The organism is Enterococcus sp. DIV1090 (genome assembly GCF_050537975.1).
GTDB lineage: Bacteria > Bacillota > Bacilli > Lactobacillales > Enterococcaceae > Enterococcus > Enterococcus faecalis.
In genome coordinates, this window is the sequence record NZ_CP172917.1 from 77,833 (window position 1) to 103,245 (window position 25,413).

Here is a 25,413-nt window from a genome sequence, read left to right on the forward strand (position 1 = left end):
AACTATCGTACATAAAGAACAAGGAGGTGAAAAAGTGAGACATAGGAAGCAATGGTTAATCGGACTACTCATTATTTTAATCATAGGAATTGGAGGAAAATGGTACATGGACGAACAAGAAAAAGCGAAACTACACGAAATCCAAACAGATTTAGCAAACTATTTGTATAATAACTATCGGATCTATACAAAGGATAAGGAAAAATCGAAAGATATAAAGAAACAATATAATCGAGGAAATGGCTCAATAACAGAAAAAGAGTATCTACAAAAAATGAAAAGTATTAGAGAATACTCTAATATCAACAAAGTAGAATTTACTAGTTTTATAGTAGGACCAATGAATACATTAAAAGTTTATTTTACCATCAACGACGTGTATGAAGAAGAAGTGGATTTAGACACGATATCAGCAGAAACTGAAAAGTTCATTTATAGCATAACAAACGGTACAGGCAAAGGTCCCTATTACATTGAAAAAAAAGATAAGCCCACAAAGAAGAAAATGCCAGAGGACTCAATTGTGTATGATGAAGGAGGGATAAAGTAATGGATAATTACCGGAAAATTTCGAACAAAGTATACGAAGTAGAGAAGGAAAATGTTCAAATCAATGAGAAAATAAAAGGAACAAATCACATTGTAATCGACACCATTGACACCGATAAAGATACCTTCGGATACGAACATGAACCAAGAAGCAACAGCATGCAAGCTATGACGGTAGCGGAAATTAAAGATGAATATAAATCTTGGGACGAAGATGATTTGAAAGACATCAAAGGCTATCCCCAATCCGTAATCAACCAAAATCTCACCATTGTCTACGCTGGTACCAAATCATGGCAAGATTGGAAAACCAATTTTCGAGAAATTGGTTTTAATGATAAACACCAAGCTGGAGCGTTCCAATCTGCTTTAACATATGCCAGTCAGATTGAGCGCCAATATTCTCCTGAAGCTGGCTATACAATTAACACGACGGGTCATTCTCTTGGTGGTGCCGAAGCAATTTACGTTGCGGTTTTGAAAGGCTACAATGCCATCACGTATGGTGCGGCTGGTTCAGGATTGACAGACGAACAAATTAAAAACTACAAAGGTCAAATTATTAATTTCTATGATACTTCAGATGCGGTCACCAGCAGTTTTGTAACAGGTGGACAAGGGAAAATTCCTTTTTATAGTTTTGGAGTTGATAATTATAGTGGCGTAATTGTTGGCTGGGTTAAAAAGACGTTCGGCCATGATTTGGATATGTTTGAAATTGATGATGCCGGTAATTATATTGATAAATTTGGCGATATTGCTGTCTATTCAGATGGGCATGGTGGGGTTGCAATCGAGCAAACCATTCTGGCGCAGCAGATTTTAGAAAATAAAAATAGAATCCGTGGGCTGGAGACTTACGACGGCACGAATCCTGAGACATTGGCAGAAATCAACCGTTTAAAAAAAGAAAACAAATGGCTTCAAGAACAACTGAAACAATTTAATCAGTTGAATGAATTACGTGTTTCTTTAACGGCGAGCGGTGGCGGATTATCTAGTAATGAACGGATTTATTTAGAAGATAGTCAAGCCTTAGCGGTTGTTAAAGTCGCCGCATCACAATTTGATGTAGCGATGGAAGAGTGCCTACATATTTACAAAAAAGTGATGCAAGAATTACAAGAAGATTGGGAAAACGGATTGCAACTCATTCAACGACATACACCAGAACTTTCGTATGCAGAAATGAGAGAGGCGATGGATCAAGTCCAATGTACGAAACAAACGATGGTTGACCAAGATCTGGAATATTTCCAGAAAAAATTCAGCAAAATCAATCGTATTAGAACTTCATTTGTTCAATTAACCCAACAAATTACCGCTAAAATAAATGAATTGGTTCAGAGAGATCAAGAATTAGCGAACCAACTGAAAGGAGCCTTAACATGACGACAGCCGATGAGCTAGAAAGATGCCGCAGACAATTGCGGGAGTTAGATGAGCAAGAAATGCTCTTAGCTTCTTATCAGAGAAAAAGCCAACAACTCGCTGAAGAAACCTATTATAACATTCAGTCTGCTATTCGAATGATTGCCGAAAATCAGCAACCACTACAACAAGCGAGACAAGCGCTTGGCCGATTAGAATATGACTTTTCAGAAGAAGTAAGTCATGCTAAGAGAAAACTTTACCGTCAGAGGGAAGAGTTAGAAATAAAGTATAGAAAATTAAATGCACAGCGGGAAAGTTAACGAAGGAGGATGTTCATGGAGTTATTGGAGAAATTATGGAAAGAATACCAAAAGAATCTGCAAAAAGTAACAGCGCAGTCTCTCGGTTTATCGCTGTTACAACAACAGAGTAAAAAAGTACAGAAAAGCAAGCGAAGGGAAAAAAATGCTTTAGGACAAGCCAAACGCTCAATAGAAAATGCAAATACTGGCTTAGAAAAGTCGGTCCAAGGACAATTTGGTAAAAAAGTAACCGATGTCTTAGACATACAGAGTCAAACTATAGACAGTTTGTAATAGATGTGAACTTATTTTTAATTAAAAGAAAGAGTCCTCAACCATTCGATATTTTGAGAATAGTTGAGGACTCTTTCTTCAACAAAAATCAACAACATTTGTTGAAGTTATTTGTAGATAACGTTTATCATTCACAAATTTACATTTTTTTGTAACGGATATCTCGTATAGTAATAACTGCAAATGAATTTCAGAAAATTTTTTGATAAGTCATCAAAGTGAGGGGATATCGGTCTTTTATTGAAAAATAGCAACACAAAATAAACAGAACAAAAGAGAGAGGAATTCAAAGAATTATGACAGAACAAACACCAACAAAGCTTTTGAATAAAGGCTTTATCAGTATTACAGTGATTAATTTCATTGTCTATCTTGTTTATTATTTATTAATGGTTATTATTGCGGTGATTGCGCAAGATAGCTTACACGCTACTTTAGGTCAAGCGGGTTTGGCCTCAGGAATTTACATCATCGGGACATTGCTTGCACGACTTTTCATGGGTAAACTCCTTGAACTGATTGGGCGCAAACAAGTCTTACGTTATGGGGCTTTGTTTTATCTTTTAACGACTGTTGCGTATATGTATATGCCAAGCATGGGTATTCTTTATCTGGTCCGTTTTTTAAATGGGTTTGGTTACGGAACCGTTTCGACAGCGACCAACGCAATTGTTACCGCCTATATCCCTAAAAACAAAAAAGGGGAAGGGATCAATTATTATGGGTTGAGTACTAGTTTAGCAGCCGGCATTGGGCCATTTATTGGGATGTTATTGTTAAATGTTTCCAACTTCCATGTCATTATTAACTTTTCAATTATTTTAATTTTGTTAACAACCATTGCTTGCTTCATTTTCCCAGTGAAAAATATTGAGTTAACACCTGAACATCGTGAAGCTTTATCTAAATGGAATTTTGATAGTTTTGTTGAAAAGAAAGTTTTATTTATTACATTTATCGCCTTTTTAATGGGTCTTGCTTATTCAAGTGTCTTATCTTTCTTATCTTCTTATGTCAAAGTAATCGATTTAGTTGACGTCAGCACCTTCTTCTTTATCGTCTATGCGGTCGTGATTACCTTAACACGTCCATCGACAGGTCGGATTTTCGATGTCAAAGGTGAACGCTACGTCATGTATCCGAGCTACATTTTCTTAACACTAGGCTTATTCTTATTAAGTATGACTACGTCTGGTTGGATGTTATTAGTTTCAGGCGGGTTAATTGGCTTAGGTTATGGTACTTTCATGTCAAATGGCCAAGCGGTTTGTCTTCAAGAAAGCCCAAGTCCTCACCGTATCGGGATTGCTTTATCGACTTATTTCATCGGTTTAGACCTTGGATTAGGGGTTGGTCCGTACGTTTTAGGTGAATTACGTAACTTTATGTCATTCCAACAAATGTACTTCTTAGCAGGCTGTATCCCAATCGTTTGTACCATTTTATATATGGTCTTCCACAAAGCTAAAAATGATGCCAAAGATTTGTCTCTTGAAACGATTGAAGAGATTGAACACGGTTCAGAACTATAAATGGACAAGGAGTGATTTCAATGCCTAACGATGAACGGATTTTAAACGTTTTACAACAAACACTAACGGAAATTCAACGCATGAACACGCGTTTAGCTAAAATTGAAACAGAGTTAGCCGATGTCGATCAACATCACGCGACTTTGGATCATTACTTGCAAGAGCTAGAATTGGTGACAGAAAATAACAACGTCATGTAAAGTGAGTAGTTAGTAAATGAATGTTTTACGTTTCGGTATCACTAGAGTGGAACATTGAAAATTTTCGTAAAAAACGCCAAAAGGTAGCAGAAAAACTGCTACCTTTTGGCGTTTTTTGTAATTTTTATCACTTAAAATGTTTCACGTGAAAACTTTTAAAAGTGGCATGGACTTTGTTTGGTGACAATTTGTGTATTTAAATTTTCTAAGCTTTGCGCTAGTTCACCAATGCTAGCAGAAAAATCAACATAATAAGTGGGAACCGTTGATTTGACACTAACTTCTGAAAAGATATCTGTAATAATTACATCGAAAGGCTTTTCTGGTGAAGCGACAAAAATTAATTTTTTATCCACGGCTTTACTTAGCTTTTCATAAAGGGTATCTAAAATTAAATTACTTTGATTGGTCCTTACTAAGACACGAATCGGTGGTAAAGATTTCGTTTTCAATGTACAAAAAAGAATAAACAAGCAGTCAACTAACAATTTTTCATTGCCAATCAATGTCGGAAGCATTTCAATTGTAAGGCGCTTCACATCTTTGTAAAGACTTGGATTTTTTTGAAGTGCTTCTTTTAAAAAGCTTTCTTGCACAAATGGATTGGCAATCGTGACAAAGGTCTTAAAAAAGACACTTAAATTTTGGATAGAAGTATATAGATAAAGATACTCGTGAAATGTCAATTTAATTTGATAAAAAGACGTTAGTTGATAAATGATCTCTTTAATGGGTGAGCCTAATAGCTGGACCATATGCATCCGTGCTGCAGGAATTTCCAAGACATCTTGTGTGGCGTAGCTGACACTAATCGTCAATAAGAAAAAGGCAAAAAGGCCTTCTTTTTGTATAAATTTTGTTGGAACTTGGTGTAAGGCTTCTTCTTTAAAAAACAATTCAAATTCACTCAGATTAACAAAGGGATTAACAATCGCTTCTTCCTCCACGAAAGTTTCTTTGATAAAAAAGCCCTCTTTCCAACGCGCTAAAATCACCGCAGAAAAAATTAAGTCTTTTGTAAAATCTTGTGTTGTATTGAAAGAAACAGAGTGTTTTAAACGTCGAAAGAGACTATGGACTTCTTTTTTAGTAATCGTGTGCAACGGCCAATCCCCTTCAGAGTAATTGTTCCAAAAAAGCATCATAAAGAAAATCCGGATATCTTTTTCTTTGCCCACCAACACATTGGTACGTTTTAAATTGATTTCAATCTGATATTTTTGGAGCCATTGGTTTAATTGTCCAATTTTTCGCGTAAAGGTTGATGAAGAAATTTCTAGGACTTTTTCAAAATGTTTGCTATCAATTGCATTATGGTTAAAGGCATAGGTCAGTACTTGATACGCGAAACTTTTTTTGACAAAGTAGGGCATCAAGAACGATAGTTGGAAATAGGGTGCAAACCAAAATGTGATTTCTTTGGCGTTTGCTGATAAAGAAAATAAGTTCTCCCAGCCGTTTTTTTCAATTTCTGTTTGGAGCAAAGCCACGGACTGTAGAATGGTAGTTTGTTGCATTTTTAATTGGGTGGCTAAAGTAGAAATCGCCAATGTTTGTTCTTCTGCTTCACGACGTTCGAGTAACTCTTCTAAAAGAGCAAAACTTTTACGATAAGGTACATCAAGTAACCCTGTTAACATCCGATTCCCTCCAAACTGTTTTCCCCACGCAATTTAGCAAAATAAATTTTGCGAACTACTTGTTTTAGGTTATAGTATTCGTCTAAATAAGGAACGGGATGCCAATAAAAGGTTTTGCTGGCGTGAAAAAGCGGATTATTTTTGTCAGTAATGACTAAGTCAGGCACTTCTTGAATATGATTAACAAATTTCAAAGGAACATCGCAATAATTATTGATTTCCTTCGCTAACCAATTTTCTTGTATCTGATTAATAGATGAATGAAGTAAAATTTTAACAGGAATTTGTTTGTTTAATAAAACACTCCGAATAATTAAAAAAATGGTTTCTTTAAATAATGCATCTAGTGGGTGCTCTTTGTCAAAAGGCAAACGCTTTAAGAAATAGTTGGTTGTTCGCGAAACATTTGGGTATTGCTTTTCATACAAAGAGACGTTAGCAACCTCATAGCTTAATTCCTCTTCCACAGGAAAATGAATTAGTCGTTCACTGGCATTGGATAAATTAACCAACAAAAAGACCACTTCTATTGCGCTTAAATCCAACTGTAATTGCGTACATTTTTCAAAAATCCAGGTGACATGGGGACTTTCATCCATGCCCATAATCGCTAAGTTGGCAAAGTTGACCGTTTCTATTTGTTCAAGTGAATACATCGTTAATGTACTGAAAAAATCATAGTAGAAACGAATTTCAGCCCGCCATGTGTCGGGTTCTTTTTGTTCATTAATAAAACAATCATTCACTAATAATTGAAATTCTGAATAAGGAAAGGCTAAATTGATCGTAGCAATTTCAGGATAATCGCTGATTGTAAAATCAGATTGGTAACGGAGTAAACCTATGGACATAATTAATTTTAATTTGCGTAAATCGGTATATGTAAAGTAAGGATAACGGTTTTTGATGATTTCAATAAAATTCTGCAATTGCGCTTGATTAGTCTTAGATAAAAATGGTACTAGAGAAGTTCCTGAAATGAAGAATAAGGAATAAAAGAAACTGCGAAAATCTTTTTCAGCACCACAAATTTTTTCTCGTCTTTTTAAGTTTAAATAACAATTAAATCTAGCTAGATAATTGTTTAAACGGTCACTGACTTGTTTGAAAATAGAAAAGTTAATGAAATGCTCTTCACAAAAATCTTTGGCTGAAGTATAGCGTTTTAAAAGTAAATCTAAGGCTAACATATAAGTTAATGACCCGCGAACTACGGCTTCTTTCATTAACTCAATCGGGATATTTTCATCGGCAACTAATTCTATGGACTGTTGATTATTAATGATGCGAATATGTACATTTTCATGTGTATTGACTCGAGAAATTAACAAAGTTAATTGGTTCAATAAATTGTTGATATTGTAATGGGAAAATTCATATTTTCGTCGGAGTACTTGCATGGGGACTTTTTCTTTACTGTCATACAAGTATTCAATTAGGGAAAGCAACTGAATTTCCTGTTTGGTTAATAAGTTATGCATAATAACCACCTTTCTAATTGGTTATGATTGTTTGATTTTTCAGATAATACAGATAGGGCATTCATTTCTAAATGACATTTGACGATTGCCAGTGAAAGAACTAGTTGTTCTTATGCTACTGTATCTATTCTTAAAAATCAAGAAGAACTGAATGTGTCAAATGGAAGAAAACATGGACAAAAAATGATAGAGCAAAAAATTATTAAGAAAAACAACCAGTTTATATAAAACATTTAAATAACAAAAATGATAATTTGAGTCTATTGATTTTTTAGCTTAAATAGCTCATACAAATAGGCTTTTTTGTCTGGTTAGTTCTTATGAAAAAAATTTAAAAAAACGGTATAGTGGAAGGAGGAATAGTAAAAATAAGAAAGGATAAGGACGTGTCTTCATAAAGATGAAAAGGGTTTCTGGGATTTCATCAACTTTTTCTATTTGGAGGAGAAGTTGTTGATAATTTTCGATGAAAAATCCCGTTATACTCTTCTTATTCTTATAGAAGAGTCTATAGGAAAAAGCAGAAAATGAATCCGCATTCGAAGTAAGAGTGCGTTTTGAGGAGATAAAAAGAAAAGGTGTGTTGGTTGTCTGTTTTAGCAAGGAAGAAAGACAACAGAAGAGCACTCACTTATTTGGTTTAAAATAAAAAATTGGTACGAAGTGAACGTTCTCTTCTATGTGTCGTTAGTAGAGGAAGGATGAAAGAAATGAGAAAGAATGGTCCAATGGTAAACCGTTGGCTCTACAGGTTGATGTGTTTGTTACTTGTTCTAAATTATGGCACACCACTCATGGCTTTGGCGGAAGAGGTTAACAGCGATGGCCAGTTAACGTTAGGAGAAGTGAAGCAAACCAGCCAGCAAGAAATGACCTTAGCGCTTCAAGGAAAAGCACAACCAGTAACACAAGAGGTTGTAGTGCATTATAGTGCCAATGTGTCAATCAAAGCTGCACATTGGGCAGCGCCCAATAATACGCGCAAGATTCAAGTGGATGACCAGAAGAAACAGATTCAAATTGAATTGAATCAGCAAGCGTTAGCAGATACGTTAGTCTTAACGTTGAACCCAACAACTACAGAAGACGTGACGTTTTCTTATGGACAACAGCAACGAGCGTTGACGTTAAATACTGGTACTGATCCGACAGAATCAACGGCAATCACGAGTTCGCCAGCCGCATCAGCGAATGAAGGTTCAACAGAAGAAGCATCTATAAACTCCTCTGTTCCTCGTTCGTCCGAAGAAACTGTCGCCAGCACGACAAAAGCGATAGAAAGTAAAACAACTGAATCGACGACTGTCAAACCGCGCGTAGCAGGACCAACAGATATCAGTGACTATTTTACAGGTGATGAAACAACGATTATCGATAATTTTGAAGATCCGATTTATTTAAATCCTGATGGCACACCAGCAACACCGCCGTATAAAGAAGATGTGACCATTCATTGGAACTTTAACTGGTCGATTCCAGAAGATGTGCGAGAACAAATGAAAGCAGGCGATTACTTCGAGTTTCAATTACCTGGCAATTTGAAACCTAATAAACCAGGTTCAGGTGATTTAGTTGATGCAGAAGGCAATGTCTATGGAACCTACACAATTAGTGAAGATGGTACGGTTCGTTTTACCTTTAATGAGCGAATCACGTCTGAAAGTGACATTCACGGGGACTTTTCTTTAGATACTCATTTGAATGATTCAGATGGGCGGGGCCCAGGAGATTGGGTGATTGATATTCCTACACAAGAAGATTTGCCGCCTGTAGTGATTCCAATTGTCCCAGATACCGAACAACAAATTGATAAACAAGGCCATTTTGATCGAACGCCCAATCCTAGTGCGATTACTTGGACGGTAGATATCAATCAAGCGATGAAAGATCAAACAAATCCAACTGTGACGGAAACATGGCCAACAGGGAATACCTTTAAGTCCGTGAAAGTCTATGAGTTAGTGATGAATCTTGATGGAACAATTAAAGAAGTGGGTCGCGAACTTAGTCCAGATGAATATACCGTTGATAAAAATGGCAATGTGACGATTAAAGGTGACACCAACAAAGCGTATCGTCTTGAGTACCAAACGACGATTGACGAGGCGGTTATTCCAGATGGCGGCGGCGATGTGCCTTTTAAAAATCACGCGACGTTAACAAGTGATAATAATCCAAATGGGTTAGATGCTGAAGCAACTGTTACCGCCACATATGGCAAAATGTTAGACAAGCGCAATATAGATTACGACGAAGCCAATCAAGAATTCACTTGGGAAATTAACTACAACTATGGTGAACAAACCATTCCAAAAGACCAAGCAGTCATTACAGACACAATGGGCGATAATTTAACGTTTGAACCAGATTCTTTACATTTATATTCAGTGACGTTTGATGACAAAGGAAATGAAGTCGTTGGAGCAGAACTTGTGGAAGGAAAAGATTACAAAGTGGTAATCAACGGAGACGGTTCCTTTGCAATTGACTTTTTACATGATGTGACTGGCGCAGTCAAGATTGATTATAAAACCAAAGTTGATGGAATTGTCGAAGGCGATGTTGCCGTGAATAATCGTGTGGATGTCGGCACTGGTCAGCATTCAGAAGGTGATGGCACAGCCAGTCAACAAAATATTATTAAAAACACTGGTGCAGTTGATTATCAAAATTCAACGATTGGTTGGACGTTAGCTGTGAATCAAAATAATTATTTGATGGAAAATGCCGTGATTACGGATACGTACGAACCAGTTCCTGGCTTAACCATGGTACCCAATTCGTTGGTTGTCAAAGATACAACCACTGGTGCTCAGTTGACGTTAGGTAAGGATTTCATGGTAGAAATAACTCGTAATGCAGATGGTGAAACAGGCTTTAAGTTAAGTTTCATGGGGGCATATGCCAAAACAAGTGATGCCTTCCACATAACTTATACTACCTTTTTCGATGTTACCGAGTTAGACGCTAACAATCCAGCGTTGGACCATTACCGAAATACTGCTGCCATTGATTGGACGGATGAAGCGGGAAACAATCATCATTCAGAAGATAGTAAACCGTTTAAACCTTTACCTGCTTTTGATTTAAATGCGCAAAAAAGCGGTGTTTACAATGCCGTCACCAAAGAAATCACTTGGACGATTGCGGTTAATTTAAGTAATAATCGTTTAGTCGACGCCTTTTTGACGGATCCAATTTTAGCCAATCAAACCTATTTGGCTGGGAGCTTGAAAGTCTATGAAGGCAATACAAAACCAGATGGTTCGGTTGAAAAAGTGAAACCAACGCAACCGTTGACGGATATCACAATGGAAGAACCAAGCGAGAAAAACCAAAATACTTGGCGTGTTGATTTTCCTAATGATAGTCGTACGTATGTGATTGAATTTAAGACGTCTGTTGATGAAAAAGTTATCGAAGGTTCGGCTAGCTATGACAATACCGCATCTTATACAAACCAAGGTTCTTCACGTGATGTGACAGGAAAAGTTTCTATTCAACATGGTGGCGAATCAGTGAAAAAAGGTGGCGAATACCACAAAGATGATCCAGATCATGTGTACTGGCATGTAATGATCAATGGCGCCCAATCGGTTTTAGACGATGTGGTTATTACTGATACACCCTCACCAAACCAAGTATTAGATCCCAAGTCATTGGTGATTTACGGTACCAACGTAACAGAAGACGGAACTATTACCCCAGATAAATCTGTTATTTTAGAAGAAGGAAAAGATTACACATTGGAAGTTACCACCGATAATGAAACAGGACAACAAAAAATTGTCGTTAAAATGGCCCATATTGAAGCACCTTATTATATGGAATATCGTAGTTTAGTGACTTCTTCAGCGGCGGGGAGTACAGACACGGTATCCAACCAAGTGTCAATTACTGGAAATGGTTCAGAAGTCGTTCATGGGGATGACAATGGCGATGTGGTCGTTGACATTGATCACAGTGGCGGGCATGCCACAGGGACTAAAGGCAAAATTCAGCTGAAGAAAACAGCCATGGATGGGACGACTATTTTAGCAGGCGCCCATTTCCAAATTTGGGACCAAGCCAAAACACAAGTCCTACGTGAAGGTACAGTAGATGCCACCGGGGTTATCACATTTGGTGGGTTGCCACAAGGGCAATACATTTTGGTGGAGACGAAAGCACCAGAAGGTTATACAGTTTCGGATGAATTAGCTAAAGGTCAAGTCATTACTATTGATGAAGAAACTTCAGCCGAAGGAGCACAACCAACCATTATTAAAAACGATGTCAGTAAAGTAATTTTAGAAAAAACAGATGAGAAGGGCAAAAAGTTAGTCAATGCACGCTTTAAATTAGAGCATGCCGTAACCACGCCGTTTACTCATTGGGAAGAAGTTCCCCTTGCGCCGGATCGAACCAACGCAAATGGCCAGTTAGAGGTGGATAGTTTAAAACCAGGTCTTTATCAGTTCACAGAAATCGAAGCACCGACAGGCTATCTTTTAGACACGACATCCAAACGGTTTATTGTGACACAAAACACGAGCGGACAAATTCGTGATGTTCATGTTAAAATGCTTAATTACCAAGGTTCTGCTGAACTAATTAAAAAAGACCAAGCAGGCAATCCATTAGCAGGTGCTGAATTTTCAGTCCTTGACACCACAGGACAAGCAGTTCGAGAACACTTAGTTTCGGATGCAAACGGAAAAGTCACAGTGACGGATTTAGCCCCAGGCAAATATCAATTTGTGGAAACTAAAGCGCCAGCAGGGTACCTTTTAAACACTGAACCAAGTGCTTTCACGATTGCAGCAAGCGATCGGGGCAAACCAGCAACAGTTATAGCAACGGCTAACTTTGTTAACTATCAAGGCGCAGCTAAATTAATCAAAAAAGATGTGAATGGACACTTATTAAGTGGTGCGACATTTAAAGTGCTTGATGCGAAGGGACAAACGATTCAAACAGGCTTGACGACAAATAATCAAGGGGAAATTATTGCAGAGCACTTAGCCCCAGGTAAATATCGCTTTGTAGAAACCAAAGCGCCAACAGGCTATTTGTTAAATACCACGCCAGTCCCATTTGAAATTGCTGAGAAAAATGCTGGTAAACCAGCGGTCGTTGTTGCTAGTGACAACTTTGTGAATTACAAAGGGGCTTTCCAAATCGTGAAAACGAATAGCGCAGACCAACCATTAGCAGGTGCTGTTTTTGAATTATATGATCACAATAAACAATCATTAGGGATTACAGCAACGAGTGGCAAAGATGGCAAAATTATCTTTAGAGACTTGGCGCCAGGTACCTATTATTATAAAGAAATCAAAGCACCAAAATTACCAGATGGCGCAGATTATATTATTTATCCTGAATTAGTAAAAGTAGAAGTTCGTGGTGATTTCAAAGGTGATCCGGAGATCTTCCAATTAGGGGCCTTCGCCAATTTCAAAGGACGTGCTGTCTTTAAGAAAATCGATGCCAATGCGAACCCACTTCCAGGAACGATTTTTAAATTGTATCGAATCGAAAACGGGGAAAAAATCTTTGAAAGAGAAGTAACTGCTGAAAAAGATGGTTCATTGGCTATGGAGGATTTAGGCGCTGGTAGTTATGAATTAGATGAACTGGATGCAACGGATGGCTATATCGTCAATAAACAACCCATTTATTTTGTAGTGAAGAAGAATTCAAATGATAAACAACCACTAGATGAGTTAGAGTTTGTAAATTATCAAGCGGAAGTAACGGGACGTAAAGTCAACGAGCAAGGTCAAGCCTTAGCGGGTGCAGTTTTTGCAATTTACAATGCCGATGAGCAGAATCAGCCCCAAGGTTCACCGATAACATTCTTGAATCGTGCAGGAGAAAAGGTTTCTGAAATAACAACGGATAAGACTGGCGAAATTTACGCTAAAGGGCTGAATGAAGGGCATTACGTTTTAGTGGAAACGAAAGCACCAACAGGCTATCTGTTAGACACAACGCCACATCCATTTGATGTAACCGCCCAATTAGGAAAAGAGCAGCCAATTGCTTTAGGCGATCTTATCAATTATCAAGGAACTGCTCAATTAACCAAAGAAAACGAAACAGGTGAAGCATTGGCAGGTGCGGTGTTTAAGGTCATTGATGAAGCAGGGCAAACCGTAGCTGGACAAACCAATCTGATGTCTGACAAGCAAGGCAAAGTCATTGCGAAAAATTTAGCACCGGGAACGTATCGTTTTGTGGAGACACAAGCGCCAACAGGCTATCTTCTTAATGAAACGCCAAGCGCAAGCTTTACGATTGCCAAAGACAACCAGGGCAAACCAGCCACTGTGGTACTTAAAGCACCTTTTATTAATTACCAAGGTGCTGCCAAGCTGGTGAAAATTGATCAGCAAAAGAATGTCTTAGCAGGTGCTGAATTTAAAGTGACAGATGCAGAGACAGGGCAAACTGTCGCTCGTTCATTACGTTCTGACAACCAAGGGTTAGTTCAAGTGAAACACTTACAACCAGGAAAATATACCTTTGTGGAAACAAAAGCACCGGATGGTTACCAACTGTCTAAGCAAGCTGTCACATTCACTATTGCGGCAACAGCGAAAGACAAACCTGAACTCGTGGATGCGGGCACGTTTGTTAACAAGAAACAACCTGTATCCAAAAAAACAAAACCAAATCAGCCAACAACGAAACAAGCAGCTAGAGAGACAGGTTGGCTTGGTTTACCGAAAACCAACACACAAGTCAATTACTTCTTTGTCTTTATCGGCCTCCTGTTGGTCGGTTTGGCAAGTTGGCTCTTCTATAAAAAGAGCAAGAAATAAGCAAAAGCTATAAAAAAACAGGCCATCCGTCGAAAGGACGGATGGCCTATTTTTTTTCATCTTAAGCTAATCAACTGAACAAAAGTAGCTCCTTCTTATTGACATTCCCAGGTAAGCCTTCATCTCAGGTAAGCCTTCATCTCAGTTTAGCCTTTGAACAGAACTTACTGGGTTCTTGGAGATAACCGCTTATGCCTCAGCCTTTGTTTTTCGATGCTATCTTTAGGTATTTTGGCTAAAATATTGTACACTTTACATGTGCAAGAAATTTAGTTAGAGATATGAGGATAGAATGATGAAAAAGATGATGGTTTTATACAACGAAACTTCAGGAAGTAGTGAAAGTAAAGAGATTGCAGAACGCTTTAAAAAAGCTGCAGAAGCGAAAGGGGAAGCGGTTATTTTGCAACCTTCCAATCCAGACATTGATCCTGAAGAAATGCGGAAAAATGCCAAAGAAAATCAAGTGGGTGTCTTGGTCGTTATTGGTGGTGACGGGACCATTCATCATGCCGTTCAAAATTTTAAAGACACCATTCGTGACTATCAAATAGGGATTATTCCAGGTGGAACAGTCAATAATTTTGCACGTGTGTTAAGTATTCCTTTGAAAGAAGAAGACGCCTTTGAGACTATTTTGGCAGGACAGACCACGCCAGTTGACTTTGGGATGGTAAATCAAGATGTGATGATTTCGACCTTAACAATTGGACTATTAGCGGACACAGCAGCAAATGTGACCCAACAGGAGAAACAAAAATATGGTCCTTTAGCCTTTACAAAGCAATTTTTCCGCTTATTAATGAAAAAGAAAAAATACAAACTAAAAATTGATGGCGATGAAAGACGTTGGCATGGCAAAGCCCAATTATTAACGATGACCATGACGAATTCTGCTGGCGGCTTTACCAATTTCGATGCCAATGCTACGCCAGATGACGGCGAAGTGCACATTATCATTTTGCCTAAGTTAGTTTTTTACAAGTTTGTCTATTATTTACCTAAAATTATCAGAGGACAATTAAATGAAATTCCTGGTGTCGTGTATTTCTCTGGGAGTCAATTTAAAATTAGTGGCGAAAAAGACAAGAAAGTCCAAACACGAACAGATGGCGACCCTACCGATGATTTACCGATTAAAGTAACGGTGGAAGCTGGGGGACTCAACGTGTTTGTTCCTGAAACGTCCACATCTACGAAAGAATAAAAGAAACAACTGTTATTTTTTCGTGGAATAGATTTCTCATTTTGTGTACAATAGAACAGAAGAGAGGCAGTTGAGTGAACAGTGAAATGGGATGAATATGTTGATATATTCGATACAGATGTCGTTTCTAAAATTATTATTTTAAGAAACTTGCCAATTAATGAAGGCTGGATTGACATCAATGAGTTAGCAGAAGAATTACAATTAAACAAAAAATCAGTCAAAAAATACGTAGAACTTCTAAAAGATGACATTACGTATTATGCTGTGGATAATGATGCTTCTTTGGCTTTTGAAAAGGGGCATGGTTATCGCTTGAACTTGGCGTCTAGCCAAGCCTTTCAGAAACTTTATACAGCAATTTTTCGGGATAGTTTAACTTATCAAGTAATGGAAGATTTATTCTGGGGTCGATTTAATGGGATTGTGCCAGCGACAGCAAAATATCATACCAGTGATGCCACGATTCGGCGCTTGCTTAAAGGGTTTACAGAAATTTTAGCGCCATTGGGGTTAGTGATTAATAAAAGCACCTGGAAAATTGAAGGCAATGAAGCGTATTTGCGCCATTTTGCTTACACTATTTTTATGGACTTAATCCGTGATACTTGGCCTTTTGACTATATACAAGAAACGGAAGTCGCACAAACCGTCCAAAAAATGATGGCTTTTTTCAACGTAGAAGTTGCGGAAACGGTGACACGCCGAGTTAAATATATGGTCGCTATCTCAAAAGTCCGTAGTGCGCAAGGCGCCGAATATCGACCTTCAGCCGAGCAAGAAACTTATTTAGAAGGTAATAAACATTACCAAGCCTTTATAGAAGAGATGACAGTTACAACCCTTTTCCTTAACAAAAACGATTTAACTTTTGTGTACTTTTTCTTGTTAGCCAATGACCAATTTTATCAAGACGAAGCCACTGCACAAGCAATTTTAGCGCATTTTGATGAGTCTGAAGCGCCTGTTTACATGTTGACTCATTTAGTCCAACATTTCTTATTAGAAGAAATACACATGACGCCGCAATTGGAGAAAATTCGTCCGCAAATTTTTTATTATTTGTTTGCTACACATTTATTTGCCGAACTTTACTATGTCCAAAATGTGAAAATGTACAATGTCTTTTGGAATAAAGTTAAAGAAAAATATCCGGTTCTTTTAGAAGAATTAAGCCAAGGCTTAAATCAACTTTACGAACAAACAGGCAATGAATTATTTACAAATAAAGAATTTTTGGCTCTGCGTTATTCTAGTGTTTTGGCGCTTTCCGATGATTTAATTCATCGCGAACAAAAAATTGTTTTAGGTTTAAAATCAGGCTTGCCAGTACTGGAAGAAGAACGGGTGAAACTTTCGATTGAAAATAATTTTCGTCGGTTCTATGCATTGGAAGTTTTACGATACAGTGAAGCAAGCAAAGAAGAATGGCAAAATATTGATTTACTATTAGTGACTTCTTTGACAGATGTGGAAACGGGTCATCCAGAGATCTTTTTACTTTCAAGTGAGTTAACGTTTGAGCAATATAATCGTTTGAACCAAAAAATAGTAAAAATTAACGAGAAAAGAACCACGTCACTTTAATAAAAAATCAAAAAAATGGGCTTTTTTGATGCATATGTCCGATAAATTGTAAAAAAATTTTTCTAAAAAGTAAAAAAAGACAAGAAGAAAACGTCAATAAGTAGGTAATCAACACCTACTTATTGACGTTTTCTCGTTGTTTTTTAATAAATACTGCGTCAATTCTTCTGGAAATTATGTCAAAAAGGTACTTTTTTTGCTTTTTTTATCGTAAATAATAGATGATTAGCTATTGATAGTAAAGGAACTACTACTTTTTTTAACAGTCAGTTAAAAAATATTGAGGGTTCTCACAAGGATTTTTCTATATAATAGAAAGAGCAAGGGAAGGAAGGCGGGATAGAATGAAAAAACGGATGGAACAAATTGAAGAAATCTTAAGTTGTGAAGAAAATAGTGCCGGTGTTCGATTAAAGGAATTGGTTGAGGCCTTAGAATTAGAAGTCACAAATCAAAACTTGTTAAAGGTAACAAGTATCTTACATATGAATCCAAAATTCAAAAAAATTTATGCATACGAAGACAGTCGTGTTATTACGCTGTATCAACTTTTACAAAATAAGCCGTTGGAAGTAACGGAATGAAAAGAGGAAAACACATGAAGAAAACAATACTTATTCTTCTGTTTGGTTTATTAACAGTGGTTGGTCTACCAATGGTGACCGAAGCGGTTGAACCAGTTAATGCAACAGATACAACGATTTTTGGTACGCAAGCGATGGTGCCTAATAGTGCAGAAGATCAATCAGATAAGTTACAGACGTTGCTGAGTCAGACAGCAAAGGAAGGAAACGCATTATTTTTACCACAGGGAAGTTATGCTTTGTCAAAAGATATTACGATTTCTTCAAATTATCAATTAATTGGCGATACAACAGGAGCCACTATTTTACATAATGCTACAGGTACACCGATTCAACTGAAAGACACTACGTACGGAACGAAAACCAATGTACGACTTCAAAATATTGCTTTTGATGGCATCAATGTGACCTTGAAATTGACGAATCAATTAACGCTAGCAAACAATATCTTCTATAATCCATTAAAAGGATTTGTGGTCAATTTAAATGCAGACATTGGCGTTAAGATTTCAGGCAATATTTTCATGCGAGACACAGCACACATGCAACCCAAGATTGATTTTAACCGAGCGATTTACATTGGTGGTTATTCAACACCAAGTCGCTTCCAGTATATGTCAGATGTAGACATCGTGGACAATCTATTTGGGTTAAAAGTGACGGAATTAGATGCGATTAAAAGCACCAGTCGTTCAGACTTAGCAGCAACTATTACACGTTTGCAAACAGCCATTGAAGCTGGTGCTATTTCAGTACCTAATGAACAAAACTATCTATCCACCGGGGTTAATTCTTTTAATATGCTGAAGGATGTAACTGTTCAACATAATTTTTTCTATTCACCTTATGATAATGAAGACTTGAATGGTCTGGTGGGAGATCATGCAATTTATTTCCGTGGCGCTCAAAACATCACGGTGGTGGGGAATCATTTACGTGGACTACAAAATGGTCCAGCTGGCGGATTTAAATTTAAATCAGGCCGTAATATTACGATTATGAATAATTATTTGCGAAATACAGGTCTCATTATGTATGGAACACCAGAGATTGGTTTGGCAGAAACGCAAGCAGAGGGAGCTATTTCAGAATTATCCAACTGGCTAGTGGCTAATAACATTTTTGATTGGAAGTATTGGGACAATCAATATGCAATTGGAATGGAATACAATCGACATACAGGAAATAACAATGTGTTCAATGGCGTATTTATCAACAATCAGTTTGTTAACTACCACAATATTCCGCAAAACCGACGTCGGGAATTGTTAATCGCTAGTGGCGGTGGTTTCCGACCAGAAACGAGTTTTGTGAAAGACAATACTCGAGATGATGGCCTTAAAAACGGCCAATTATTGGTAGAAAATTGGACAGAGGCGGACTATCGCTTAATGCCGGCAACATGGGAATCGTTAATTTCACCAACACTTTATGAGCAATATAAAAATACGCCAATTCCGGTTAGAAATACTTTAGCAACTCCTGTGGCCACAACGATTGTGCAAGGACAATCAATCGATCCGCAGCAACTGGTTGCTAATACAAATGATGCGGATGAAGCAGTCCCAACTGCTAAAATCGTCAATCCAGAGGTTTTAAATGAAATCGGCCAACAAAAAGTGACTGTTCAATTAACTTATGAAACAGATTCATTGGTAACAGTGAACGTACCGGTGACGGTAGAGGCTCCGGCAAAAAAGCTTGATTTGTCCCAACTACAAACCGTTTATGCTTCGATTGGTGAAGCAAACCAATATACGGTTTACTCTTGGCAGCTATTCACTGCCATTGGGCCTAAAACGATTGTTCCTTCCTATTATCAGCAGGCGACACAATTGTTAGCAGAAGGTCAGGTGAGTGGGGACAAAACTCAAGAACAAGTGGATCAGTTAACAAGTAATTTGCAATCTGCAATGAAAGTATTAGTCAAAAAAGCCGATATCACGCTAGAGCGTGCAGAAGCAGAAACTGAACTGGCAATCGTCCATAAATTAGACGAATCTGTATATACCACAGACTCTTGGCAAGCCATGCAAGAAGCCTTAATAGATACAACAACTGGCGAAGGAAGCTCTAAGCAGTTACAACAACTGCTTGCTTGGTCAGATGAAGAATTATTAGAGCCAACACTTGGTGGCTTTAAAACGCCTGCAGATGCACAAAAGCGTATTAATCAATTAACACAAACCATAAAAACGGCGTTACTTCTGTTAGTTGAAAAATCAACAGAGACAACTAGTAACACAAGCGAAAGCAGCACCTCAAGCACAACCAGTGAAACCAGTAATACCAGCGAAAGCAGCACCTCAAGCACAACCAGTGAAACCAGTAATACCAGCGAAAGCAGCACGCCAAGCACGCCAAGTGAGAGCAGTAGTACGAGTGAAAGCAGCACGCCAAGTACAACTAGCGAAACCAGTAATACCAGCGAAAGTAGCACCTCAAGCACGACAAGTGAAACAAGCAATACAAATGAAAGCAACACACCAAGTACAACTAGCGAAACCAGTAATACCAGCGAAAGTAGTACCTCAAGCACGACAAGTGAAAGCAGTAGTACCAGCGAAAGCAGCACCTCAAGCACGACAAGTGAAACCAGTAATACCAGCGAAAGCAGCATGCCAAGTACAACTAGCGAAACCAGTAATACCAGCGAAAGCAGCACCTCAAGTACGACAAGTGAGAGCAGTAGTACCAGCGAAAGTAGTACCTCAAGTACGACAAGTGAAACAAGCAATACAAATGAAAGCAACACACCAAGTACAACCAGTAAAACCAGTAGTACCAGCGAAAGTAGTGCTTCAAGTACGACCAGCGCAACCAACAGTACAAGTGAGAGTAGCACCCCAAGCACTTTAAACGAAAACAGTCAAAGTAAAGGCCAGAATTCTGTCATTTACGCGGTAGGGTCTAATCAAGATCCTAATGACGCTCAAAGTAATTCAAAGCCCTCTGCCAAGGCTAGTCAAACAAAGGAATCAGTAGCAGAAAACCAAGCAACTAAACAGATACAGACGAATCAAGAATCGTCAGGAACAGTCAAAAAAGCGGATAATACGACCAAAATTGCCAAGAAAAAATTCCCCAAAACAGGGGAACAATCTTCAGCAGTTGGGAGCTTCCTAGGCCTGAGCTTTTTATCGTTAGCCATAGCAACCTATTGTTTTAAAGTGAAAAGATAACTCTTTAAAAACGGATAAGTAAGCATCCTGAAACAAGAAATAGGACTTGTTTCAGGATGTTTTCATATAAAATTAAAAGAACTACAGTTTTTAGTGAAAAAATACACAAAAGTACTTGAAATTCTGTGATATAAGGGTAAAGTAAAGGAGGACAAAAAACAAAGGAAGTGAAATGTTTGTATACACCAGATGAAATTTTAAGTATCAGTATTGAAAATGGTCAGAAAAAAATTCAAAAGCCTTTGGTAGCAAAACTCATTTTAGGATTTATCGGCGGTGCCATGATTTCCCTCGGCTATTTGGCTTATGTGCGTGTTTCCGCCTCTATTCCAGCAGATTTAGCCAGTGTTCAAGCTTTAGTGGGAGCTGCGGTTTTCCCAATTGGTCTAATTGTTATTTTAATGGCTGGTGGTGAGTTAATCACAGGAAATATGATGGCGGTGAGTACGGCTTGGTTTGCTAAAAAGGTCTCTTTCAGAGAATTGCTCGTGAACTGGGTCACAATTACATTGGCAAATATGGTTGGCGCCCTATTTGTTGCCTATTTTTTTGGTCATTATTTAGGTTTAACCAGTAGCGGCGCCTATTTAAATCAGGTTCTTTCTCTTGCAGAACATAAAGTTGCAGCAACTTGGCTTCAAGCAATTATTTCAGGTATTGGCTGTAACTGGTTTGTAGGTCTGGCCTTATGGCTTTGTTATGGTGCGAAAGATGCAGCGGGGAAACTATTAGGCATCTGGTTTCCAGTAATGATTTTTGTTGCAATTGGCTTTCAGCATAGTGTGGCGAATGCATTCATCATTCCAGCCGCAATTTTTGAAGGCGGCGTTCAGTGGGGAGACTTTTTCCGTAATTTTATTTTTGTTTATTTAGGTAATATCATTGGTGGCGCTATTTTTGTTTCTGGCTTTTACTATTTAAGCTATCGCAAACATTAAATCCATTTAGCAGATAAAAACCTATACAAAGGCTAAACGCCTTTGTGCAGGTTTTTTCTTTTTAAACAAAAAGGAAAACGGTTGAAAAATTATTGCTAGATTTTTAAAAAAATGTTACATTAATGTTACAAAAAGATTTCTGGAGGTAACGAAAAATGAAAAAAATTGCTTTGTTCAGTATGTTAACGTTCAGTGTATTGTCTTTAAGTCTAGCAGGATGTGGAAACAAAAAAACAGCAAGCACAAATGATTCTAAGCCAAAGCAAGAAACAAAGAAAGCCACGCAGAAATCCTCTAGCCAACAAGAAATGAAAAGTAGTCATTCGTCTGTCACGGGTCAAAATTCTAATGTGACAGGGGAAAATCCGTCAGAAAATGCCACGCAGCCTTCTGCAGGAACTGATGAAACGAATGAAGTCCCTCAAAACCAAGCACCTGATACAAACATTACAATTACCAATGTTGTTTTCAATCCTGAAAGAAATGAAATTAATGGTACTACATTACCTAATGCAACCATTACAGCAACGGTAGTCGGTGATGCTTCTGCACAAGCAGGTGTTTTTTATGCGGATGCCAATGGCAATTTTACAGTAATTAGTCCCAGAGCGGGAGCGACTACTCAATTAATCGCAACCGTTGATCAACGGAATAGTACACCTGTCCAAATTGATATTCCAAGTTCAGGACAAGAAGCAGCGCTTTCTTTTAGCAATATTACGATTGATCCGAAACAAGGGACAATTTCTGGTAAAACAGCACCGAATGCAACTATTTTAGTGTCACGTGCAGATGATGCGCGGGTGATTTTAGCAAGTTTTACTGCGGATGCCCAAGGAAATTTCACAGCCAGTAATTTAGTTCCCGGCACAAAAAATCGCTTAGACGTTACGTTAAATGGAGAAATAGGGACACCTTACTTGTTTGATTTACCAAATTAAAATAGAAGAGAAATGATCAAAGCCACCAACGCTAGTTAGCGTTGGTGGCTTTGATGGTTTAAGCTTCTTCTTTTTTATGATTGCGGATATGTAAATAGATGGTATTTTTTGAAATACCTAATCGATCGGCAATCTTTATGACAGAATCTTTGAGATTAAAAATTCCTTGATCATATAAACGAATAACAATTTCTTTATTTTGATTCAAATGTGATACATTTGGATCGCTTTCTACTGCTTGTTTTACTTTTGTCAGTGAAGTAGTGATTAATTCGTCAATATTGTCAGAAAAATGTTCAGAATTTTTAAGCTCTTGGGACATATCATTTTGTTGTCCTGAAGGTAATAAGTCTTGCAAGTAATCAATTAATGGCATTTCTAAATGCATATTGATACAGATCAATCCAATAATACGATCATTTTCACCGATAACTGGAATGGTGGAAGATTTTAAAATAACCCCTTTTTGATTTTTATTGTAGTAGGGTTTCACAGCGTAATCATGTTCCGACTCTACTTGACTTAACATTTTTAACGCCATATCAGTAATGGGGGCACCTTCCTTGCGGTTACTGAAATGGCCATTGATGACTTTGATAGCTGAACTTTCCAAATTTTCTAAACTATGAAGAATGACTTCATGGGTACTACCAAAGAAGTTCCCTAATCCATCAAGCATTAAGGCATGTGAATGTAAGATTTGTTTATCTACTTCACTTAAACGTAAATATGACTCCAAGTGATATCCTCCCCTACACTGAAATTAATTTTAGTGTAATACTTTTTTAATGGAAAAGCAATAAGATTCTTTACGTTAAAAAAATACATTGACTAAACTTTTGTTTAGTCGTATACTCTGAATGTGGAATGAAATTTTTGTTACTCATTGTACTTTAGTTCATCGAAATGCTCGCTCATTCTTTCACTTGTTGAGCAATAAAAATTTTATTCAGGAGTACCATCCGTTATAAAAAAATATAGTTGGAGGCAAAGAAATGAAAACGTTATCAGGAATCTTGATGTTAGTCTTAGTTTTATGTGGCATGTCCCTATTCTCTTTTAAAGCACCGCGAGGGAAAAAATCTTTAAGTGCTTTGTCTGGTGCAGCTTGTGCCACCTTTCTACCAGAGGCATTTTTGCGGTATGCAGTAGGCGGCGTTTTTCATTTAGATTATGTGTCGCAAATTGGTGAAACTATGGGTAGTCTAGGTGGTTTAGCAGCTGGAGCTCTTGTGCCGCTCGCTTTCGGGATTAGTCCAGTTTTTTCAATTATTTTAGGTCTGTCATTGATTAAAGTCAGCTTGTTACCAGCCTTTATTACCGCATATCTTTTATCTTTTGTTGTTGGGCAGATGCAAAAACGTATTCCAGAAGGGATTGACTTATTAGTCGTTATTTTAGTCATTCCAGTCGCAGCCTCGTTAGTTGCTGGTTTTATTCAACCCGTTGTATTAGGTGTCCTAGAAGTTATTGGGGGCACGATTTTAAGTGCAGTAGATGGCAATCCATATGTGATGGGCGCAATTTTAGGTGCTATTATCCCGATTGTTGGTATGACACCGTTAAGTTCAATGGTTTTAACTGCCTTGATTGGTTTGACTGGTGTACCAATGGCTGTCGGTGCGTTGACTTGTTACGGCAGTTCCATTGTCAATGCGGCGCTATTTAAAAAGTTAAAACTAGGCACAGCTTCAACCCCGTTAGCTGTGGCAATTGAGCCATTAACACAAGTCGATATCATCAGCTCCAATCCAATTCCTATTTACGCAACGAATTTATTTTCAGGAATGGTTAGTGGTATTGTAGTGACTTTCTTTGGCTTAAAAGTACCTGTGACAGGAATGGCAACGCCGTGGGCTGGTTTACTTGTGACATTAGGTAACAATGCCATTCAAACGACTTTACTAGCAGTAGCGATTATCACAGTGGTCAGTCTGATGTTTGGATTTTTAGGTGCGCTGGTCTTTAAACGTTACAGAATTGAAGCGGTGGATAATACACCAGAATTTGAAGGAACGACGGAAGTAACCAGTGAGAAAGAAAAAGAAGCAGTAAAAACCAAAGGAGGAGTTACGTATGAACACAGCTATGGCCATCAATAAACCTAAAAAAGTGAACAAAGTAATGAACTACAAAAGTTGTTTTGACATTATCGGTCCTATTATGATTGGTCCTTCTAGTTCGCATACAGCTGGGGCCTTAGCAATTGGCTTAGCGGCAAGAAAGTTATTCGGCGGAACGCCAGAAAAAATTGTGATTAAATACTATGAATCTTTTGCAGACACGCATAAAGGACATGGGACTGATTTTGCAATTATTGGCGGAATTCTTGGACTAGCAGCAGATGATGCCAACGTAACACAATCCATTGAACTTGCGGAAGAACAAGGAATTGAGATTCAATTTTTAGAAATGAGTGAAGAAAGTCCAGTGAAGCATGCTAATACAGCATGTGTGACACTCAGTGATGCAACGCACGAAATCCATTTAACAGGAATTTCTGTAGGTGGCGGTACTATCGAGGTGAAATACATTGAATTAGACGGTTTCAATGTCCAACTACATGGTCCTTTACCTATTTTGTTAGTCATTAATCAAGACGAGCAGGCGATGCAAGCTTTTAAAGATACGTTACAAAAAAATAATATTCAAGTGAATGCGGTGTCTCGTTATGTGGAAGGGAATCAAATTTTATTCATCTTTGACTTAGATTCGGCACCAATTTCCTCGGTGAAAGAACAACTGTTTTCACTAGATGACACATCGAAAATAATCTTATTATGATAGGAGTTT

At 37.9% G+C, this 25,413-nt stretch carries 18 protein-coding genes; 15 read left to right on the forward strand and 3 right to left on the reverse strand.

Translation table 11 applies throughout. The features are described from left to right. Nucleotides 1–34 precede the first annotated feature (34 nt). From IGL48_RS00350 to IGL48_RS00375, 6 genes are all read left to right on the forward strand, one after another. Nucleotides 35–550 carry a hypothetical protein gene (locus IGL48_RS00350; protein WP_010824333.1) on the forward strand — a complete coding sequence of 172 codons (516 nt, stop codon included), beginning with the start codon at nucleotides 35–37 and terminating at the stop codon, nucleotides 548–550. Continuing rightward, nucleotides 550–1,941 (forward strand): DUF2974 domain-containing protein, encoded by a 1,392-nt coding sequence (locus IGL48_RS00355; RefSeq protein WP_010824334.1) that lies wholly within the window; start codon nucleotides 550–552, stop codon nucleotides 1,939–1,941. The genes IGL48_RS00350 and IGL48_RS00355 overlap by 1 nt, the downstream gene beginning before the upstream one ends. Continuing rightward, complete coding sequence (locus IGL48_RS00360) at nucleotides 1,938–2,243, forward strand: hypothetical protein (RefSeq protein WP_002356099.1); 306 nt, start codon at nucleotides 1,938–1,940, stop codon at nucleotides 2,241–2,243. Before IGL48_RS00355 ends, IGL48_RS00360 begins: the two co-directional genes overlap by 4 nt. Before the next feature lie 9 nt (nucleotides 2,244–2,252). Continuing rightward, nucleotides 2,253–2,519 (forward strand): hypothetical protein, encoded by a 267-nt coding sequence (locus IGL48_RS00365; protein WP_002356100.1) that lies wholly within the window; start codon nucleotides 2,253–2,255, stop codon nucleotides 2,517–2,519. 296 nt (nucleotides 2,520–2,815) lie between these two features. Continuing rightward, nucleotides 2,816–4,051 carry an MFS transporter gene (locus tag IGL48_RS00370; protein WP_002356101.1) on the forward strand — a complete coding sequence of 412 codons (1,236 nt, stop codon included), beginning with the start codon at nucleotides 2,816–2,818 and terminating at the stop codon, nucleotides 4,049–4,051. Nucleotides 4,052–4,071: 20 nt separating this feature from the next. Further along, nucleotides 4,072–4,251 carry a hypothetical protein gene (locus tag IGL48_RS00375; protein ID WP_002381345.1) on the forward strand — a complete coding sequence of 60 codons (180 nt, stop codon included), beginning with the start codon at nucleotides 4,072–4,074 and terminating at the stop codon, nucleotides 4,249–4,251. Nucleotides 4,252–4,406: 155 nt separating this feature from the next. Here the strand turns inward: IGL48_RS00375 and IGL48_RS00380 are convergent, their stop codons facing one another. Further along, the gene (locus IGL48_RS00380; protein WP_010824335.1) at nucleotides 4,407–5,891 is read right to left on the reverse strand and encodes a helix-turn-helix domain-containing protein; all 1,485 of its coding nucleotides are present in this window, start codon (nucleotides 5,889–5,891) and stop codon (nucleotides 4,407–4,409) included. Further along, nucleotides 5,885–7,372: a helix-turn-helix domain-containing protein gene (locus IGL48_RS00385; protein WP_010777331.1), complete on the reverse strand. Its 1,488-nt coding sequence runs from the start codon at nucleotides 7,370–7,372 to the stop codon at nucleotides 5,885–5,887. Before IGL48_RS00385 ends, IGL48_RS00380 begins: the two co-directional genes overlap by 7 nt. 710 nt (nucleotides 7,373–8,082) lie before the next feature. Between IGL48_RS00385 and fss1 the strand changes: the two genes are divergently transcribed. The 7 genes from fss1 (at nucleotide 8,083) to IGL48_RS00420 (ending at nucleotide 22,620) form a co-directional block, all read left to right on the forward strand. After that, nucleotides 8,083–14,181, forward strand: a complete 6,099-nt coding sequence (gene fss1, locus IGL48_RS00390) for a fibrinogen-binding MSCRAMM adhesin Fss1 (protein WP_010824336.1) — start codon at nucleotides 8,083–8,085, stop codon at nucleotides 14,179–14,181. 292 nt (nucleotides 14,182–14,473) lie between these two features. Beyond that, nucleotides 14,474–15,388, forward strand: a complete 915-nt coding sequence (locus IGL48_RS00395; protein WP_002407569.1) for a diacylglycerol/lipid kinase family protein — start codon at nucleotides 14,474–14,476, stop codon at nucleotides 15,386–15,388. An 81-nt stretch (nucleotides 15,389–15,469) separates the two neighbouring features. Next, on the forward strand, nucleotides 15,470–16,975 hold the full coding sequence (locus IGL48_RS00400) for a helix-turn-helix domain-containing protein (protein WP_010824337.1): 1,506 nt from the start codon (nucleotides 15,470–15,472) through the stop codon (nucleotides 16,973–16,975). A 344-nt stretch (nucleotides 16,976–17,319) separates the two neighbouring features. Then, nucleotides 17,320–17,559 carry a hypothetical protein gene (locus IGL48_RS00405; RefSeq protein WP_002356115.1) on the forward strand — a complete coding sequence of 80 codons (240 nt, stop codon included), beginning with the start codon at nucleotides 17,320–17,322 and terminating at the stop codon, nucleotides 17,557–17,559. Beyond that, on the forward strand, nucleotides 17,556–20,741 hold the full coding sequence (locus IGL48_RS00410) for a glycosyl hydrolase family 28-related protein (protein ID WP_048949633.1): 3,186 nt from the start codon (nucleotides 17,556–17,558) through the stop codon (nucleotides 20,739–20,741). Before IGL48_RS00405 ends, IGL48_RS00410 begins: the two co-directional genes overlap by 4 nt. Nucleotides 20,742–20,917: 176 nt before the next feature. Beyond that, nucleotides 20,918–21,679, forward strand: a complete 762-nt coding sequence (locus tag IGL48_RS00415; RefSeq protein WP_002389593.1) for a formate/nitrite transporter family protein — start codon at nucleotides 20,918–20,920, stop codon at nucleotides 21,677–21,679. Between the two features lie 155 nt (nucleotides 21,680–21,834). Further along, nucleotides 21,835–22,620, forward strand: a complete 786-nt coding sequence (locus IGL48_RS00420; protein WP_010824340.1) for a lipoprotein — start codon at nucleotides 21,835–21,837, stop codon at nucleotides 22,618–22,620. A 58-nt stretch (nucleotides 22,621–22,678) separates the two neighbouring features. Here IGL48_RS00420 and IGL48_RS00425 read toward each other — a convergent pair whose 3' ends face one another. Next, entirely contained in the window at nucleotides 22,679–23,299 is a 621-nt protein-coding gene (locus tag IGL48_RS00425; RefSeq protein ID WP_002383467.1) for a helix-turn-helix transcriptional regulator, read from the reverse strand. Between the two features lie 316 nt (nucleotides 23,300–23,615). Here IGL48_RS00425 and IGL48_RS00430 point away from each other — a divergent pair, with 316 nt between their 5' ends. Together IGL48_RS00430 and sdaAB are read left to right on the forward strand one after the other, a co-directional pair. Beyond that, the gene (locus IGL48_RS00430) at nucleotides 23,616–24,722 is read left to right on the forward strand and encodes a PTS sugar transporter subunit IIC (protein WP_010824341.1); all 1,107 of its coding nucleotides are present in this window, start codon (nucleotides 23,616–23,618) and stop codon (nucleotides 24,720–24,722) included. After that, nucleotides 24,709–25,404 (forward strand): L-serine ammonia-lyase, iron-sulfur-dependent subunit beta, encoded by a 696-nt coding sequence (gene sdaAB / locus IGL48_RS00435; protein WP_016616693.1) that lies wholly within the window; start codon nucleotides 24,709–24,711, stop codon nucleotides 25,402–25,404. The genes IGL48_RS00430 and sdaAB overlap by 14 nt, the downstream gene beginning before the upstream one ends. Nucleotides 25,405–25,413: the final 9 nt, after the last annotated feature.

Bases quoted from the DNA above. Each gene is read 5' to 3' on its own strand.
- IGL48_RS00410 (WP_048949633.1), top strand. From the start codon at position 17,556: ATGAAAAGAGGAAAACACATGAAGAAAACAATACTTATTCTTCTGTTT.
- IGL48_RS00360 (WP_002356099.1), top strand. From the start codon at position 1,938: ATGACGACAGCCGATGAGCTAGAAAGATGCCGCAGACAATTGCGGGAG.
- IGL48_RS00355 (WP_010824334.1), top strand. From the start codon at position 550: ATGGATAATTACCGGAAAATTTCGAACAAAGTATACGAAGTAGAGAAG.
- IGL48_RS00385 (WP_010777331.1), bottom strand. From the start codon at position 7,372: ATGCATAACTTATTAACCAAACAGGAAATTCAGTTGCTTTCCCTAATT.
- IGL48_RS00380 (WP_010824335.1), bottom strand. From the start codon at position 5,891: ATGTTAACAGGGTTACTTGATGTACCTTATCGTAAAAGTTTTGCTCTT.
- IGL48_RS00365 (WP_002356100.1), top strand. From the start codon at position 2,253: ATGTTCATGGAGTTATTGGAGAAATTATGGAAAGAATACCAAAAGAAT.
- IGL48_RS00375 (WP_002381345.1), top strand. From the start codon at position 4,072: ATGCCTAACGATGAACGGATTTTAAACGTTTTACAACAAACACTAACG.
- IGL48_RS00370 (WP_002356101.1), top strand. From the start codon at position 2,816: ATGACAGAACAAACACCAACAAAGCTTTTGAATAAAGGCTTTATCAGT.
- IGL48_RS00405 (WP_002356115.1), top strand. From the start codon at position 17,320: ATGAAAAAACGGATGGAACAAATTGAAGAAATCTTAAGTTGTGAAGAA.
- IGL48_RS00395 (WP_002407569.1), top strand. From the start codon at position 14,474: ATGATGAAAAAGATGATGGTTTTATACAACGAAACTTCAGGAAGTAGT.
- sdaAB (WP_016616693.1), top strand. From the start codon at position 24,709: ATGGCCATCAATAAACCTAAAAAAGTGAACAAAGTAATGAACTACAAA.
- fss1 (WP_010824336.1), top strand. From the start codon at position 8,083: ATGAGAAAGAATGGTCCAATGGTAAACCGTTGGCTCTACAGGTTGATG.
- IGL48_RS00425 (WP_002383467.1), bottom strand. From the start codon at position 23,299: ATGCTTGATGGATTAGGGAACTTCTTTGGTAGTACCCATGAAGTCATT.
- IGL48_RS00420 (WP_010824340.1), top strand. From the start codon at position 21,835: ATGAAAAAAATTGCTTTGTTCAGTATGTTAACGTTCAGTGTATTGTCT.
- IGL48_RS00430 (WP_010824341.1), top strand. From the start codon at position 23,616: ATGAAAACGTTATCAGGAATCTTGATGTTAGTCTTAGTTTTATGTGGC.